Here is a 13,785-nt window from a genome sequence, read left to right on the forward strand (position 1 = left end):
TCAGCGAATGATGCCGCGCTGCGACTGCTCGACGAATTCGACGAGCGCGCTCACGGGCTCGTCGCCGTCGCCGCCCGCCGACGCGAGTTCGCGCAATTGCACCTTCGCTTCTTCGAGCGACAGGCTGTTCTTGTACAGCAGACGATACGCGGAGCGCAGCGCCGAAATGGCGTCTGGCGAGAAGCCGCGGCGACGCAGCCCTTCGACGTTGATGCCGTGCGGCTCGGCCTTGTTGCCTGCGGCGATCACGAACGGCGGAATGTCCTGCACGAGCGCCGACGCGCCGCCCAGCATCGAGTGCGCGCCGATGCGGACGAACTGGTGCACGCCCGACATGCCGCCGACAATCGCGTAATCGCCGATGATCACGTGGCCCGCCATCTGCGCATTGCTCGACAGGATGACGTTGCTGCCGATCTGGCAGTCGTGGCCGATATGCACGTAGGCCATGATCCAGTTGTCGTCGCCGAGTGTCGTGATGCCCTGGTCCTGCACGGTGCCCGTGTGGATCGTCGTGAATTCGCGGATCGTGTTGCGGTTGCCGACCACGAGCTTCGTGGGCTCGTCCCTGTACTTCATGTCCTGCGGCCGGCCGCCGACCGACGCGTAATGGCCGATGCGGTTGTCTTCGCCGATCGTCGTATGTCCTTCGATCACGCTGTGCGAACCGACCGTGGTGCGCGCACCGATCGTGACGTTCGCGCCGACGATTGCGTACGGTCCGATCTCGACCGATTCGTCGAGCTGCGCGCCCGACTCGATGATCGCAGTAGGATGAATCCTGCTCATGCGCCCTCGCTGTATTTCCCGCTGTATTTCCGTTACGTCGCGCGGATGACGCTGCGGCGCCGTCCAGCGCGTTCAAGCCGTCACGTTGCAATCCATCTTGTGACAGCCCGAAGTTTCGATTGTTCTGCCGCCGGCGTTACGGACATGACGAAGCGCGATCCTGCCTCATCTGTCCGCTGCCCGCCCGCCACGGCCGTTACTAGCTGTTGCTTTCCGTCACTCGCTGTCCGCTTGACGCACCGCGCACATCAGATCGGCTTCAGCCGCCACCTGGCCGTCCACTTCGGCGCGCGCCTTGAACTTCCAGATGCCACGCATATGGCGCTCGAACGTGGCGTTCAGGATCAGCTGGTCACCCGGTTCGACGACGCGCTTGAAGCGCGCATTGTCGATGCCGACGAACAGGTACAGCGTGTTGTCGGGATCATGCGGCTCTTCGGAGAAGGTCAGGAGCGCCGCCGTCTGCGCAAGCGCTTCCAGAATCAGCACACCCGGCATCACGGGGCGCTTCGGGAAGTGGCCCATGAAGAACGGTTCGTTGACCGTCACATTCTTCAGCGCCTTGATGCTCTTGTGCGGCTCGAGTTCGAGCACCCGATCGACGAGGAGAATCGGATAGCGATGCGGCAGCAGCGTGAGGATCTTGTGAATGTCGAGATTGATTTTTTCGGTGCTCATGGTGTTTCTGCTCACGCATTGGTTGCGCGATGATGACGAATGCTGGGTGCTGGCGCATGGATGACGAAACGCGCCCTGCCGCCCGTTCCTGTGCCGGCCGCGCGCCGCCTGACGGCCGCGTGCGCCGGCGCTTCCCGCCGGTCGACGCTTACGCCTTGTCTCCGGAGGCGCTGGCGACGGCGGCTTCGAGTGCCTTGATACGGTCTCTCAGCTTGTCGAGATTGCGCATCAACGCGGCGCTTTTGTTCCAGTCAGCGTGATCCACGGCGGGGAACGCGCTCGTGTACATGCCGGGTTTCAACAGCGATTTCGACACGCCCGACTTGGCCGTGACGATCACGTAGTCGGCCAGTGTGACGTGGCCGGCAATACCGACCGCGCCGCCGATCATGCAGTGACGGCCGATCGTCGTGCTGCCGGCGATGCCTGCGCAACCCGCGATCACCGTATAGGCGCCGATCTTGCAGTTATGGCCGATCTGCACGAGGTTGTCGATTTTCACGCATTCTTCGATCACGGTATCGGCCATCGCGCCGCGGTCGATCGTCGTATTCGCGCCGATTTCGACGTCCGGCCCGATCGACACGCCGCCGACCTGCGGAATCTTCACCCAGCTGCCCGTGCGCGCATCGCCGTCGCCGATGAAGTCCGGCGCAAAGCCGAAGCCGTCCGAGCCGATCACGGCGCCCGCGTGAATGATTACGCGCTCGCCGATCGTGCAGCCGTGATAGACGGCGACGTTCGGATACAGATGAGAGCCTGCGCAGACCCTCGTGCCGCGCCCGATGAACACGTTCGCGTCGAGCCGCACGTTATCGCCGATCGCGGCGCCCGCTTCGACCGTCACGTTCGGGCCGACCACGGCACTCGCGGCGATCTGCGCGGAGGGGGCGATGGTCGCGCTCGCGTGCACGCCCGGCTGCGCCTTCGGCGTGGCCATATCGATGAAGGCCTGCGCGAGACGCGCGAAATAAGCGTAGGGATTCGGCGTGACGATGAAATTACGACCGTCGCGCGAAGCGAGCTTCGCGAGATCCGCCGCGTTGATCAGCACCGCGCCCGCGCGCGTCGTTTCGACCTGCGCCAGATACTTCGGGTTGGCGAGGAACGCCAGTTGATCCGGGCCAGCCTGGTCGAGCGGCGCCAGATTGCCGACGCGGTGCGCGCGATCGCCGACGACCTCGCCGCCGAACCGCTGCACGATCTCCTCGAGCGTGAATGCCATGCGTGTACTGCTCCTGCTGTTCAGTTGCCTGCCTTGCGCGCGAACCGCGCGCCGGGTGTGTTTCGCGGAACGGTCTTGCACCGTGTCTGCGCGGCGTTTGCGCTGTGCTTGCGTGCCCCTGCGCTTTATCAGTTGCCGCTGCTACTGCCGTTGCCCGACGATGCCAGCGCCTTCAGCACCTGGTCGGTGATATCGATACGCGGACTCACATAGACCGCTTCCTGCACGATCAGGTCGTAGTGCTGCTGCTCGGCGATCTGCTTGATCACCTTGTTCGCGCGGTCGAGTACGGCTGCCAGCTCTTCGTTGCGGCGCTGGTTCAGGTCTTCGCGGAACTCGCGCTGCTTGCGCTGGAAGTCCGTGTCGAGCTGCGACAGGTCGCGCTGCTTCTGCGCGCGATCGGCAGGCGCCATCGACGCGCCGTTCCTGTCGAGCGAGTCGGACATCGACTTGAGACGCTGCGCCATGTCCTGCAGGTCCTTGTCGCGCTTCGCGAACTCCGCTTCCAGCTTGGTCTGCGCCGCCTTCGCCGCCGCCGATTCACGCAGGATGCGATCCGAATTCACCGCGGCGATCCGCGCTTCCTGCGCCTGCGCGGCATTCGCTGCGCCCACGCCGAGCGTCATGACCAAGGCCATTGCGCACGCCACACGTTTCGAAAACATACCAGTTAGCAAAGTCATCCTCTCGATGCTGTAAGGGGTTCCGGTTCTCGAGCGCGTGATCAGAACGCCGTCCCGATCTGGAACTGGAACTTCTGATACTGGTCGCCCGCATGTTTCTGCAGCGGGAAGCCCAGCGACAGCTTGAGCGGCCCGATCGGCGAAATCCATGCGAGACCAACACCGTAGCCGTAGCGCAGGCCATTCGAGCCGACCGTTGTGTCGCCGCCCTGGCGCGAATCGCCCCACACGTTACCGGCGTCGAGGAACGTGAACACCCGCAGCGTACGGTCATAGCCCGTGCCCGGCAGCGGGAACGTGAGTTCGACGTTGGTGACGAACATCTTGTTGCCGCCGATCGGGTCGTTCGTGACCTTGTCGCGCGGACCCAGCGAGCTCGGTTCATAGCCGCGGACCGAGCCGATACCGCCCGCGTAGTAGTTCTTGAAGATCGGATACGCGTTGCCGATACCGTTGCCGTAGCCGCCCTGGATGTTGAAGCCCAGCACGAAGCCGCGAGCAAACGAATAATAGTACTGCGCCTGCAAGTCGGCCTTGTAATACTCGGTGCCGCCGATCGGCGTGCCGTATTCAGCATTCGCCTGCGTGAAGTAGCCGCGGCTCGGCACCAGCGCGCTGTCACGCGCATCGCGCGACCAGCCGACCGTCAGCGGCACGTTGTTCGACACGCGGCCAAAGTCCTGCACGTAGTTCTTGTAGGCCTGCGGCGTATTTGCGTCGACGTCCAGCGTGTTCTGCTCGAAGCCCGCGCCGAAGTACACGGTGTCCACTTCCGAGAACGGAATGCCGAACTTCAGGTCGCCGCCCATCGTGACGATGCGAAAGCTCGAATCCGTCGAGTAGTACAGCGGCTCGTACGTGCGGTAGTAGACGTCTGTAATGCGCTTGATGCCGTCGACGGTGAAGTACGGGTCGACCTGCGTGACCGTCAGCGTGCGGTACGTCTTCGCGGTGTTCACGTTCACCGACAGGCTCGTACCCGAACCGAACACGTTGTCCTGCGACACGCCCGCCGACAGCACCACCTTGTCCGTCGACGAGAAGCCCGCACCCAGCGTGATCGCGCCCGTCGGCTTTTCGGCGACCTTCACGTCGACGTCCACCTGGTCCGGCGTGCCTTCGACGGGCACCGTCGTCACGTCGACATCCGTGAAGTAGCCAAGACGGTTGATACGGTCCTTCGACAGCGCGAGGCGGTTCGAATCGAACCACGAGCTTTCGAGCTGGCGCATCTCGCGGCGCACCACTTCGTCGCGCGTGCGCGTGTTGCCGTTCACGTTGATGCGGCGCACGTATACACGGCGGCTCGGATCGACCTGCAGCGTCAGGTCGACCTTGTGATGCTCCTGGTCGATTTGCGGCAGCGCGTTCACGGTCGCGAACGCGTAGCCGTATTCGCCGAGCTTGTCGACGATCGCCTTCGTCGTGGCCTGCAGCTTTTCCGCCGAGAAACGGTCGCCCGGCTTGATCTTGATCAGCTTGTTCAGCTCGGCTTCGCGGTCGAGCAGATTGCCCGCGAGCTTGATGCTGTTGATCGTGTACGGCTCGCCTTCGTGCAGCGTCACCGTCAGATACATGTCCTTCTTGTCCGGCGTGATCGACACCTGGGTCGACTCGATGTTGAACTCGAGGTAGCCGCGGTTCAGGTAATACGAGCGGACGTTCTCGAGGTCGCCGGTGAGCTTTTCCTTCGAATACAGGTCGTTCTTCGTGTACCACGAGAACCAGTTCGGCGTGGACAGCTGCATTTCGTCGCGCAGCGTGCCCGTGCTGAATGCCTTGTTGCCGATGAAGTTGATCTGGCGAATCTTCGCGCTGGGACCTTCGATCACGGCGAACAGGACCGCAACACGGTTGCGATCGATCGGCGTGATCGTAGTCGTGACTTCGGCAGCGTAGAAGCCGCGCGTCAGATACTGGCGCTTCAGTTCCTGCTCGGCCTTGTCGACAAGCGCCTTGTCGTAGTAACGGCCCTGCGACAGACCGACCGCGCGCAGTGCCTTGATCAGGTTGTCCTTCTCGAATTCATGCAGGCCGGAGAAATCAATCGTGCCGATGGCGGGACGCTCCAGCACCTGCACCACCACGACGTCACCTTCCGTGGCGATCTTCACGTCGTTGAAGAAGCCCGTTGCGTACAGCGCGCGGATGGCTTCGGAAGCCTTTTCGTCGTTAAACGTATCGCCTTGCTTGATGGGGAGATAGGAGAACACCGTGCCGGGTTCTACCCGCTGCAGCCCTTCGATCCGAATGTCTTTCACCACGAAGGGTGTCGTCGCGTGAGCCACCAACCCATGCGCGGCGAATGCCGCCGCTACAACCGTCTTTGGAACAAAGCGATGAGGTTTAAACAACGTGCTTCCCCAGTGTCTATAGCTGCATCAGGTCAGGCGGGCGCCATCGTACGCCGCCAGACACTTTAAAAATGGATTAAACGAGCAAGATCGTTGAACAGCGCAATCGCCGACAAGGCGACGATACAAGCCAGTCCCGCTCTTTGAAGAACGAGCTGCCAGCGATCCGATACGGCTTTGCCGGTAACAGCTTCAACCAGATAATATAACAGATGCCCCCCGTCCAATACCGGTATTGGTAAAAGGTTGAGGACGCCGAGGCTTATGCTGACAAGCGCGAGGAACGACAGGAATGCTGATGGACCGAGGCGCGCGCTCTTGCCCGCGTAGTCCGCGATCGTCACGGGACCGGACAGATTCTTGAGCGAAGCCTCCCCGATGATCATCCGGCCGAACATCCGCACCGAGTACACAGCGAGGTCCCATGTGCGACGCGCGCCGAGGCGCACGCTCTCGACGGGACCGTAGCGCACGTCGATAGAAGGCACTTGCGTCGCGAGTTCCGCGCCGATGCGGCCGACCTGCTGGCCCGTCATCTCGTCGCGCTGCACACCCGGCACGATGGTCAGATTCCGCAACACACCCGGCTGCTGGTTCTTCGCGCCGCGCTCGACTTGCAGTACGACAGGCTTGCCCGCGTGCGACTTGATGTAGTTGATAAAGGTCGTGGCGTTGTCGGCGGGACGTCCGTCGACGGCGCGGATCCGGTCGCCCGCGAGCAGGCCCGCGCGCAACGCCGCGCTGCCCGGCTGCACGCCCGCCACCGACAAAGTGCCGCCACCTGGCTCGAAGCCGAGCCGCGACATGAAGTCATCGTCGACATCCTTGTCGGTGAGGCCTTGCAAGTCCAGCGGGAAGTCGAACGTGCCGTGGACGCCGTCCTTCGCGCTCAATATGACGCGCTTGTGATCGAACGCGGCGCCCAAGAGCTTCCAGCGCAAGTCCGACCACGAGCGAACGCGCTCGGACTCGCCATCCGCGTCGCGCACGCCGACCACGGTCTCGCCGCCCTCGAAGCCCGCGCGCGCCGCGACGGTATCGGCAGCGGGCGCTGCGACGATTGCCGCAGGCTCGGTAACGCCCGTCGCGAACACAGCCGCGAACAGCACGATGGCCAGAATGAAGTTGGCAATGGGGCCCGCCGCGACGATCGCGATGCGCTTGCTGACCGACTGACGATTGAACGCGCGCGGCAGATCGGCGGGCGGAATCGGCGCGCCCTCTTCGCGTTCGTCGAGCATCTTCACATAGCCGCCGAGCGGCAGCGACGCGATGGTCCACTCGGTGCCCGTCTTCACGCTGACCCAGCGCACAAGCGGCTTGCCGAAGCCGATCGAAAAACGCAGTACCTTGACGCCGCACAGGCGCGCGATGCTGTAGTGGCCAAACTCATGGACGACCACCAGTACGCCGATCGCGACTGCGAAGGCGACCAGTTCGATCAGCACGTTCATAAATGCCTCACTGGACGGCGCGTTCCGTGAGGCGAGCGCCCGCCGGCAGACCGTCGATCAAAGCGTGGGCGGCGCGGCGCGCAGCGGCGTCCGCGTCGACCACGTCCGCGAGGCTCGACGCCTCGCGATTGGGCAATGTGTTAAGCACTGCTTCGACGACCCGGGCAATCGCCATGAAGCCGATGCGGCGCGACAGGAACGCCTCGACGGCGATCTCGTTCGCAGCGTTCAGCGCAGCACTGGCGACGCCGCCTTCGGCCAGCGCCTGCATCGCGAGCGCGAGGCACGGGAAGCGCGCGAAATCGGGCTTCTCGAACGACAGCGACGCGATCTGCGCGAGATCGAGCTGCGCGACGCCCGAATCGACGCGATCCGGGAAAGCCAGCGCGTGCGCGATCGGCGTGCGCATGTCCGGGTTGCCTAGTTGCGCGAGCACCGATCCGTCCGCGTACGACACGAGCGAATGAATTACGCTCTGCGGGTGAATCAGCACGTCGATGCGCTCGCCGGGCAGGCCGAACAGCCAATGCGCCTCGATGACTTCGAGACCCTTGTTCATCATCGTTGCGGAGTCCACGGAAATCTTGCGGCCCATCACCCAGTTCGGGTGTTTGCACGCTTCTTCCGGCGTGACGTCGACGAGTGTCGACGGCTCGCGCGTACGGAACGGGCCGCCCGACGCCGTCAGGATGATTTTCGACACGCCGCCATGCAGCGCCGATTCGCGCGGCAGGCACTGGAAGATCGCGTTGTGCTCGCTGTCGACGGGCAGCAGGATCGCGCCGTTGTCGCGCACCGCGTCCATGAAGATCGCGCCCGACATCACGAGCGCTTCCTTGTTCGCGAGCAGAATGCGCTTGCCGGCGCGCGCTGCCGCGAGGCTCGGCTCGAGACCTGCCGCGCCGACGATCGCCGCGACGACGGTGTCGCAGCCGTCGCTCTTCGATACGTCGACGAGCGCCTGCGGGCCATGCGTGACTTCCGTCCTGCAACCCGCGGCGCGCAGCTTCGTGGCGACGCTCGCGGCCGTATCGGCATCGCCGACGACGGCCACTTCGGGTTTGAAGCGCAGGCATTGTTCGACGAGCTTGTCGCCGTTGCGATGCGCGGTCAGCGCATACACCGAGAAACGCTCGGGATGACGCGCGACGACGTCGAGCGTGCTGTCTCCGATCGAGCCCGTGGAACCGAGCAAAGTGAGTCGTTTTTGCATATCTCTTTCTCTAGCCGATGGGCTACGACAATACGAGCATCGCGAGCGGCAGCACCGGCAACAAGGCGTCGATGCGGTCGAGCACGCCGCCATGTCCCGGCAGCAGGTTGCTCGAATCCTTCACGCCGGCCTGGCGCTTGAGCATCGACTCGAACAGGTCGCCCACCACGCTGAACACGACCAGCAGCGTCAGCGTGGCAAACAAGCGCGCGGTGCCGAGATGCTCGATCAGCGCGGAAAACAGGGTCGGCGCGAACGCATGGGTGACGACGGCAACGGTCGCCACGATCATCACCGCGAGCCATCCGCCGACGGCCCCCTCCCAGGTCTTGCCGGGGCTGATCGACGGCGCGAGTTTGTGCTTTCCGAAAGCCTTACCCGCAAAGTATGCGCCGATATCGGCCAACCAGACGACAAGGAGCAGGGAAAGCACAAACGGCACGCCCTCGATGCGGGCGGCGACGAGGGCATGCCAGCAGGCCGCGAACACGACGACGCCCGCGAGCAGCAGGAACGGCCGCCAGGCGCCCTGCGCGAGCGCCGGCTTGCGCAAGAGCACGAACGGTCCCGCGAATACCCAGAAGATTGACGAAGCTTCGAAGAGCGGCCGCGGCGCCGCGAGACCCGTGCCGAGCTTCGTGCTGGCCACCAGCGCCAGCGCGGCAACGATCGCGTAGACCACGGGACCGGCGCCCGGAAGCTTCAGCAGCCGCGCCCACTCCCATGCGGCGAACACGACGACGAACGCGATCAGCGCGCCGAAGCCGCCGATCGGCGCCCATAGCGTGACGGGGATAAGAATGGCCAGCAGGACGATCGCCGTGATGACACGGGTTTTTAGCATGGAAGCGAATCGGCGTTTTGCGATTGCGGCTCGAGCTGGGCGCTCGTGCGGCCGAAGCGGCGCTCGCGCTCGGTGTACGACGCGATCGCGCGGCCGAGCGCGTCGGCGTCGAAATCCGGCCAGTAGGTATCGGTGAAATAGAACTCGGTGTACGCGAGTTGCCACAGCAGGAAGTTGCTGATGCGCTGCTCGCCTCCCGTGCGGATGAAAAGATCCGGCTCGGGCGCGTAAGCCATTGCGAGGTGTTGGGCGAACGCGTTTTCGTTGACTTCGACGGGGCTGCCCGCCGCCACCGACTCCTCGACCAGCTTGCGCGTGGCCTGCATGATGTCCCAGCGGCCGCCGTAGTTCGCGGCGATAGTCAGCGTGAGGCGCGTGTTCTTCGCCGTCTTGGTTTCGGCGCGGGTGATCAGATCCTGGATCTTCTTGTCGAACATCGACAGATCGCCGACCACGCGCAGGCGGATGCCGTTCGCGTGAAGCTTGCCGATCTCGCGCTCGAGCGCGGTGACGAACAGGCGCATCAGGAACGACACCTCGTCGACCGGACGGCGCCAGTTTTCGGAACTGAATGCGAACAGCGTCAGATACTCGACGCCGCGCCGGGCACAGGCGTCGACGGCCGAGCGCACGGCGTCGAGGCCACGCGTATGGCCCGCCACGCGCGGCAGGCGGCGTTGAGTCGCCCAACGGCCATTGCCGTCCATGATGATCGCGATATGACGCGGTACGGCAGAGACGTCAGGGACGCGAACGGTTGAGCTTGTATAGGTCATGGCCGTCGGGTAAAGCAGCAAATAAAGAAGAGATGATCAGTGAAAGTTCTCGTGTCCGGTGTGCGCCAGACCATCAAACCGTCATGATCTCGCCTTCCTTGGTTTGCACGAGCTTGTCGATTTCCGCGACGAACTTGTCCGTCAGCTTCTGAACATCGTCGCCGGCGCGGCGCTCGTCGTCTTCGGAGATTTCCTTGTCCTTCACGAGCTTCTTCAGCTGCTCGTTCGCGTCGCGGCGCAGGTTGCGCACGGCGACCTTCGCCGTCTCGCCTTCGCTCTTGACGACCTTCGTCAGCTCGCGACGGCGCTCTTCCGTCAGCGGGGGCATCGGCACGCGGATCAGATCGCCGTGCGTGGCCGGGTTCAGGCCCAGATCCGATTCGCGGATCGCCTTCTCGATCACGGAGACCATCTTCTTTTCCCACGGCTGCACGCCGATCGTGCGGGCATCGACGAGCGTCAGGTTCGCGACCTGCGAGATCGGCACGGGCGACCCGTAGTAGTCGACCTGGATGTGATCGAGCAGGCCCGTGTGCGCACGGCCCGTGCGGATTTTCGACAGATCGTTCTTGAACGCGTCGAGCGAGCGCTGCATTTTCTGCTCAGCGCCTTTCTTGATGTCAGCCACAGACATGATTAAACCTCCGAACCTTCAAAACGATGCGGGCCCGCCAGCGCGCGCGAGGCGGCGCCCAAGCCCGCGTTCAAGCCCACAGACGTGATAGAGAGTTTACACGTGCACGAGGGTGCCTTCGTCCTCGCCCTGCACGATGCGCTTCAGCGCGCCCGGCTTCACGATCGAAAACACACGGATCGGCAGCTTCTGGTCGCGGCACAGCGCGAACGCGGTGGCGTCCATCACCTGCAGGTTGCGGCCAATTGCCTCGTCGAAACTGATCGTCGAATAACGCGTCGCGGACGGGTCCTTCTTCGGATCGGCCGAATAGACGCCGTCGACCTTGGTCGCCTTCAGCACCACTTCGGCGCCGACCTCCGAGCCGCGCAGCGCAGCCGCCGTGTCGGTCGTGAAGAACGGGTTGCCCGTGCCTGCCGCGAAAATCACGACTTTGCCCTCTTCCAGCTGACGGATGGCGCGGGGACGGATGTACGGCTCGACGACCTGATCCATGCGCAGCGCCGACTGCACACGCGCTTCGATACCGGCGTGGCGCATCGCGTCCTGCAACGCCAGTGCGTTCATCATCGTGGCCAGCATGCCCATGTAGTCGGCCGTCGCACGGTCCATACCCGCTGCACCGCCCGCCACACCACGAAAGATGTTGCCGCCGCCGATCACCACCGCCAGTTGCGTACCGAGCCGCACCACCTCGGCCACATCCGCCACCATTCTTTCGATCGTCGCGCGATTGATGCCGAATGCATCATCGCCCATCAGGGCTTCGCCAGAGAGTTTGAGGAGGACGCGTTTATAGGCAGTGGGCATAGAGATATCCAGATTGCGCTGAGCAGGGCCAAAAAGCCGCCAAACAACAAGGAACTAACTGTAGGGGTGAAATACGAATTCGGGCAAGCGCCGCCAAATTGATGCGCCTCACCAACCGACCGAGGCGAGTCGAGATCCAGCCGCCGTGCGCTTCGCGCACGCGCGACCCCGGCGGCGGCGCCGGCCGCGGCGAGGTCCAGCCCCGCCGCGGGTCAAACGGTACTGCGTAAAACTTAAACGAAGCTTATTGCTGCTTTGCAGCAGCAACTTGCGCCGCGACTTCAGCCGCGAAGTCGTCCTGACGCTTTTCGATGCCCTCGCCCACGACGAACAGCGCGAACTTCTGCACGCTCGAGCTTGCAGCCTTCAGCATCTGTTCGATCGTCTGCTTGTCGTTCTTCACGAACGGCTGGTTCAGCAGCGACACTTCCTTGAGGTACTTCTGCACCGAGCCGTCGACCATCTTCGCGACGATCTCAGCCGGCTTACCCGATTCGGCTGCCTTCTGCTCGGCGATGCTGCGCTCCTTGGCGATCAGGTCGGCGGGAACGTCGCCAGATGACAGCGAAACCGGCTTCATCGCCGCGATGTGCATCGCGACGTCCTTGCCGACCTGCTCGTCCGCGCCCGTGTACTCGACCAGCACGCCGATGCGGGTGCCGTGCAGGTATGCAGCCAGCTTGTTCGACGTTTCGAAGCGCGCGAAACGGCGGATCGACAGGTTTTCGCCGATCTTGCCGACCAGCGCCGAACGCACTGCATCGACGGTCGAGCCTTCCAGCGGCAGCGCCGACAGCGCGGCGACGTCAGCCGGGTTCTGCTTGACGATCAGTTCGGCGACCTGCTTCGTAAATGCGTTGAAGTCGTCGTTCTTCGAAACGAAGTCGGTTTCGCAGTTCAGTTCGACGATCGCGCCAACCCCGCCTTCGATGAACGAAGCGATCACGCCTTCTGCCGTGACGCGCGACGCCGCCTTCGACGCCTTGTTGCCGAGCTTAACGCGCAGCAGTTCCTCAGCGCGCGCCATATCGCCGTCAGCTTCCGTCAGCGCCTTCTTGCATTCCATCATCGGCGCATCGGTCTTCGCGCGCAGTTCTGCCACCATGCTTGCGGTAATTGCCGCCATCATTCGCTCCTTGAGTCTGTCTGTCACACGCCGCCCGCATTCGATGCCGGCGGCAGAATTTCGTTTCCGCGCAGCGCACTTTTATTTCCGGCGCTGCCGCGTGCGAGTTGCCGCACGCTCATTCCAGATCGTCGCGGCTTAAAAAAAGGGGGCCTATTGAGAGCCCCCTTTTTTGCCGGACACAAGGGTGCTTTACGCTTCCCCGTTGACCTCGACGAACTCGTCGCCGTCGCCGCCGCGGGCAGCCTGCACGACTTCGTTGACCGCATTCGCGCGACCTTCGAGGATCGCGTCAGCCACGCCTTGCGCGTACAGCGTCACAGCCTTGCTCGCGTCGTCGTTGCCCGGGATCACGTAATCCACGCCTTCCGGCGAGTGGTTCGTATCGACCACGGCGATGACGGGCACGCCCAGCTTGTTCGCTTCCGTCACGGCAATCTTGTGATAGCCGACGTCGACCACGAAGATCGCATCCGGAATGCCGCCCATGTCCTTCACGCCGCCGATCGACTTTTGCAGCTTGGCGATTTCGCGTTCGAACAGCAGCGCTTCCTTCTTGCTCATCTTCTCGAGCTCGCCCGCCTCGACTGACGCTTCCATGTCCTTCAGGCGCTTGATCGAAACCTTCAGCGTCTTGAAGTTGGTCAGCATGCCGCCGAGCCAACGTGCGTTGACATAGGGCATGCCAGCGCGCTGAGCCGCTTCAGCGATCGTGTCGCGCGATTGACGCTTCGTGCCGACGAACAGGATCGTGCCGCGGTTCGCTGCCAGTTGACGCACGTACTTCAGCGCGTCGTTGTACATCGGCAGCGTCTTTTCGAGGTTGATGATGTGAATCTTGTTGCGATGGCCGAAAATGAAGGGGGCCATCTTCGGGTTCCAGAAGCGCGTCTGGTGACCGAAGTGGACACCGGCTTCCAGCATTTGACGCATGGTAACTGCCATGAATATCTCCGCTAGGGTTGGGTCTTAAGCCGGCTGCCGTATCCGCCGCGCCGCCTTCCGCACCTCGGGAAGACCTGACGCCGCGAACACCCTGGGTGCGCCGGCTTGCGAATCTCGCGAATTACGCCGCCATATGGGTCCTGCACTTTATGGCCAGCTCGCGAGGAAAGCCCGCCGCCAAGGTGAATATTCTGAATATTCGAACTGGCGATTGACTTAGCCGAAGAGTATAGCACGCGAGCATTGCAGGACTC

Annotated in this window: 13 protein-coding genes; all 13 read right to left on the reverse strand. The window is 63.4% G+C overall.

Annotated features, from left to right (window positions below; genetic code table 11):
• The gene (gene lpxA, locus GCT13_RS09915; RefSeq protein ID WP_152757418.1) at positions 1–789 is read right to left on the reverse strand and encodes an acyl-ACP--UDP-N-acetylglucosamine O-acyltransferase; all 789 of its coding nucleotides are present in this window, start codon (positions 787–789) and stop codon (positions 1–3) included.
• 216 nt (positions 790–1,005) lie between these two features.
• Complete coding sequence (fabZ, locus tag GCT13_RS09920; protein ID WP_090864786.1) at positions 1,006–1,467, reverse strand: 3-hydroxyacyl-ACP dehydratase FabZ; 462 nt, start codon at positions 1,465–1,467, stop codon at positions 1,006–1,008.
• A gap of 148 nt (positions 1,468–1,615) precedes the next feature.
• Positions 1,616–2,692 (reverse strand): UDP-3-O-(3-hydroxymyristoyl)glucosamine N-acyltransferase, encoded by a 1,077-nt coding sequence (gene lpxD, locus GCT13_RS09925; RefSeq protein WP_152757420.1) that lies wholly within the window; start codon positions 2,690–2,692, stop codon positions 1,616–1,618.
• Between the two features lie 128 nt (positions 2,693–2,820).
• Positions 2,821–3,375 (reverse strand): OmpH family outer membrane protein, encoded by a 555-nt coding sequence (locus GCT13_RS09930; protein ID WP_193727623.1) that lies wholly within the window; start codon positions 3,373–3,375, stop codon positions 2,821–2,823.
• A 41-nt stretch (positions 3,376–3,416) separates the two neighbouring features.
• Positions 3,417–5,729 carry an outer membrane protein assembly factor BamA gene (gene bamA / locus GCT13_RS09935; protein WP_152757424.1) on the reverse strand — a complete coding sequence of 771 codons (2,313 nt, stop codon included), beginning with the start codon at positions 5,727–5,729 and terminating at the stop codon, positions 3,417–3,419.
• A gap of 65 nt (positions 5,730–5,794) precedes the next feature.
• Entirely contained in the window at positions 5,795–7,183 is a 1,389-nt protein-coding gene (rseP, locus tag GCT13_RS09940) for an RIP metalloprotease RseP (RefSeq protein WP_152757426.1), read from the reverse strand.
• A gap of 7 nt (positions 7,184–7,190) precedes the next feature.
• Positions 7,191–8,396, reverse strand: a complete 1,206-nt coding sequence (locus tag GCT13_RS09945) for a 1-deoxy-D-xylulose-5-phosphate reductoisomerase (RefSeq protein ID WP_152757428.1) — start codon at positions 8,394–8,396, stop codon at positions 7,191–7,193.
• Positions 8,397–8,418: 22 nt separating this feature from the next.
• Positions 8,419–9,240, reverse strand: coding sequence for a phosphatidate cytidylyltransferase (locus tag GCT13_RS09950; RefSeq protein WP_152757430.1), 822 nt, complete (start codon positions 9,238–9,240; stop codon positions 8,419–8,421).
• On the reverse strand, positions 9,234–10,016 hold the full coding sequence (gene uppS, locus GCT13_RS09955; protein ID WP_152757432.1) for a polyprenyl diphosphate synthase: 783 nt from the start codon (positions 10,014–10,016) through the stop codon (positions 9,234–9,236). The genes GCT13_RS09950 and uppS overlap by 7 nt, the downstream gene beginning before the upstream one ends.
• 73 nt (positions 10,017–10,089) lie before the next feature.
• Complete coding sequence (gene frr / locus GCT13_RS09960) at positions 10,090–10,650, reverse strand: ribosome recycling factor (RefSeq protein WP_152757434.1); 561 nt, start codon at positions 10,648–10,650, stop codon at positions 10,090–10,092.
• Positions 10,651–10,746: 96 nt separating this feature from the next.
• Complete coding sequence (pyrH, locus tag GCT13_RS09965) at positions 10,747–11,460, reverse strand: UMP kinase (RefSeq protein ID WP_090864794.1); 714 nt, start codon at positions 11,458–11,460, stop codon at positions 10,747–10,749.
• Between the two features lie 244 nt (positions 11,461–11,704).
• Entirely contained in the window at positions 11,705–12,586 is an 882-nt protein-coding gene (tsf, locus tag GCT13_RS09970; RefSeq protein ID WP_152757436.1) for a translation elongation factor Ts, read from the reverse strand.
• 192 nt (positions 12,587–12,778) lie between these two features.
• Positions 12,779–13,531 (reverse strand): 30S ribosomal protein S2, encoded by a 753-nt coding sequence (rpsB, locus tag GCT13_RS09975; protein WP_152757438.1) that lies wholly within the window; start codon positions 13,529–13,531, stop codon positions 12,779–12,781.
• Positions 13,532–13,785 lie beyond the last annotated feature (254 nt).

Origin of the sequence: Paraburkholderia franconis (assembly GCF_009362735.1) — a bacterium.
Lineage (GTDB): Bacteria > Pseudomonadota > Gammaproteobacteria > Burkholderiales > Burkholderiaceae > Paraburkholderia > Paraburkholderia franconis.

Coding starts and splice junctions, on each gene's coding strand:
- rpsB (WP_152757438.1), bottom strand. CDS start 13,531: ATGGCAGTTACCATGCGTCAAATGCTGGAAGCCGGTGTCCACTTCGGT.
- frr (WP_152757434.1), bottom strand. CDS start 10,650: ATGTCTGTGGCTGACATCAAGAAAGGCGCTGAGCAGAAAATGCAGCGC.
- lpxD (WP_152757420.1), bottom strand. CDS start 2,692: ATGGCATTCACGCTCGAGGAGATCGTGCAGCGGTTCGGCGGCGAGGTC.
- lpxA (WP_152757418.1), bottom strand. CDS start 789: ATGAGCAGGATTCATCCTACTGCGATCATCGAGTCGGGCGCGCAGCTC.
- pyrH (WP_090864794.1), bottom strand. CDS start 11,460: ATGCCCACTGCCTATAAACGCGTCCTCCTCAAACTCTCTGGCGAAGCC.
- tsf (WP_152757436.1), bottom strand. CDS start 12,586: ATGGCGGCAATTACCGCAAGCATGGTGGCAGAACTGCGCGCGAAGACC.
- uppS (WP_152757432.1), bottom strand. CDS start 10,016: ATGACCTATACAAGCTCAACCGTTCGCGTCCCTGACGTCTCTGCCGTA.
- GCT13_RS09945 (WP_152757428.1), bottom strand. CDS start 8,396: ATGCAAAAACGACTCACTTTGCTCGGTTCCACGGGCTCGATCGGAGAC.
- GCT13_RS09950 (WP_152757430.1), bottom strand. CDS start 9,240: ATGCTAAAAACCCGTGTCATCACGGCGATCGTCCTGCTGGCCATTCTT.
- fabZ (WP_090864786.1), bottom strand. CDS start 1,467: ATGAGCACCGAAAAAATCAATCTCGACATTCACAAGATCCTCACGCTG.
- GCT13_RS09930 (WP_193727623.1), bottom strand. CDS start 3,375: ATGACTTTGCTAACTGGTATGTTTTCGAAACGTGTGGCGTGCGCAATG.
- rseP (WP_152757426.1), bottom strand. CDS start 7,183: ATGAACGTGCTGATCGAACTGGTCGCCTTCGCAGTCGCGATCGGCGTA.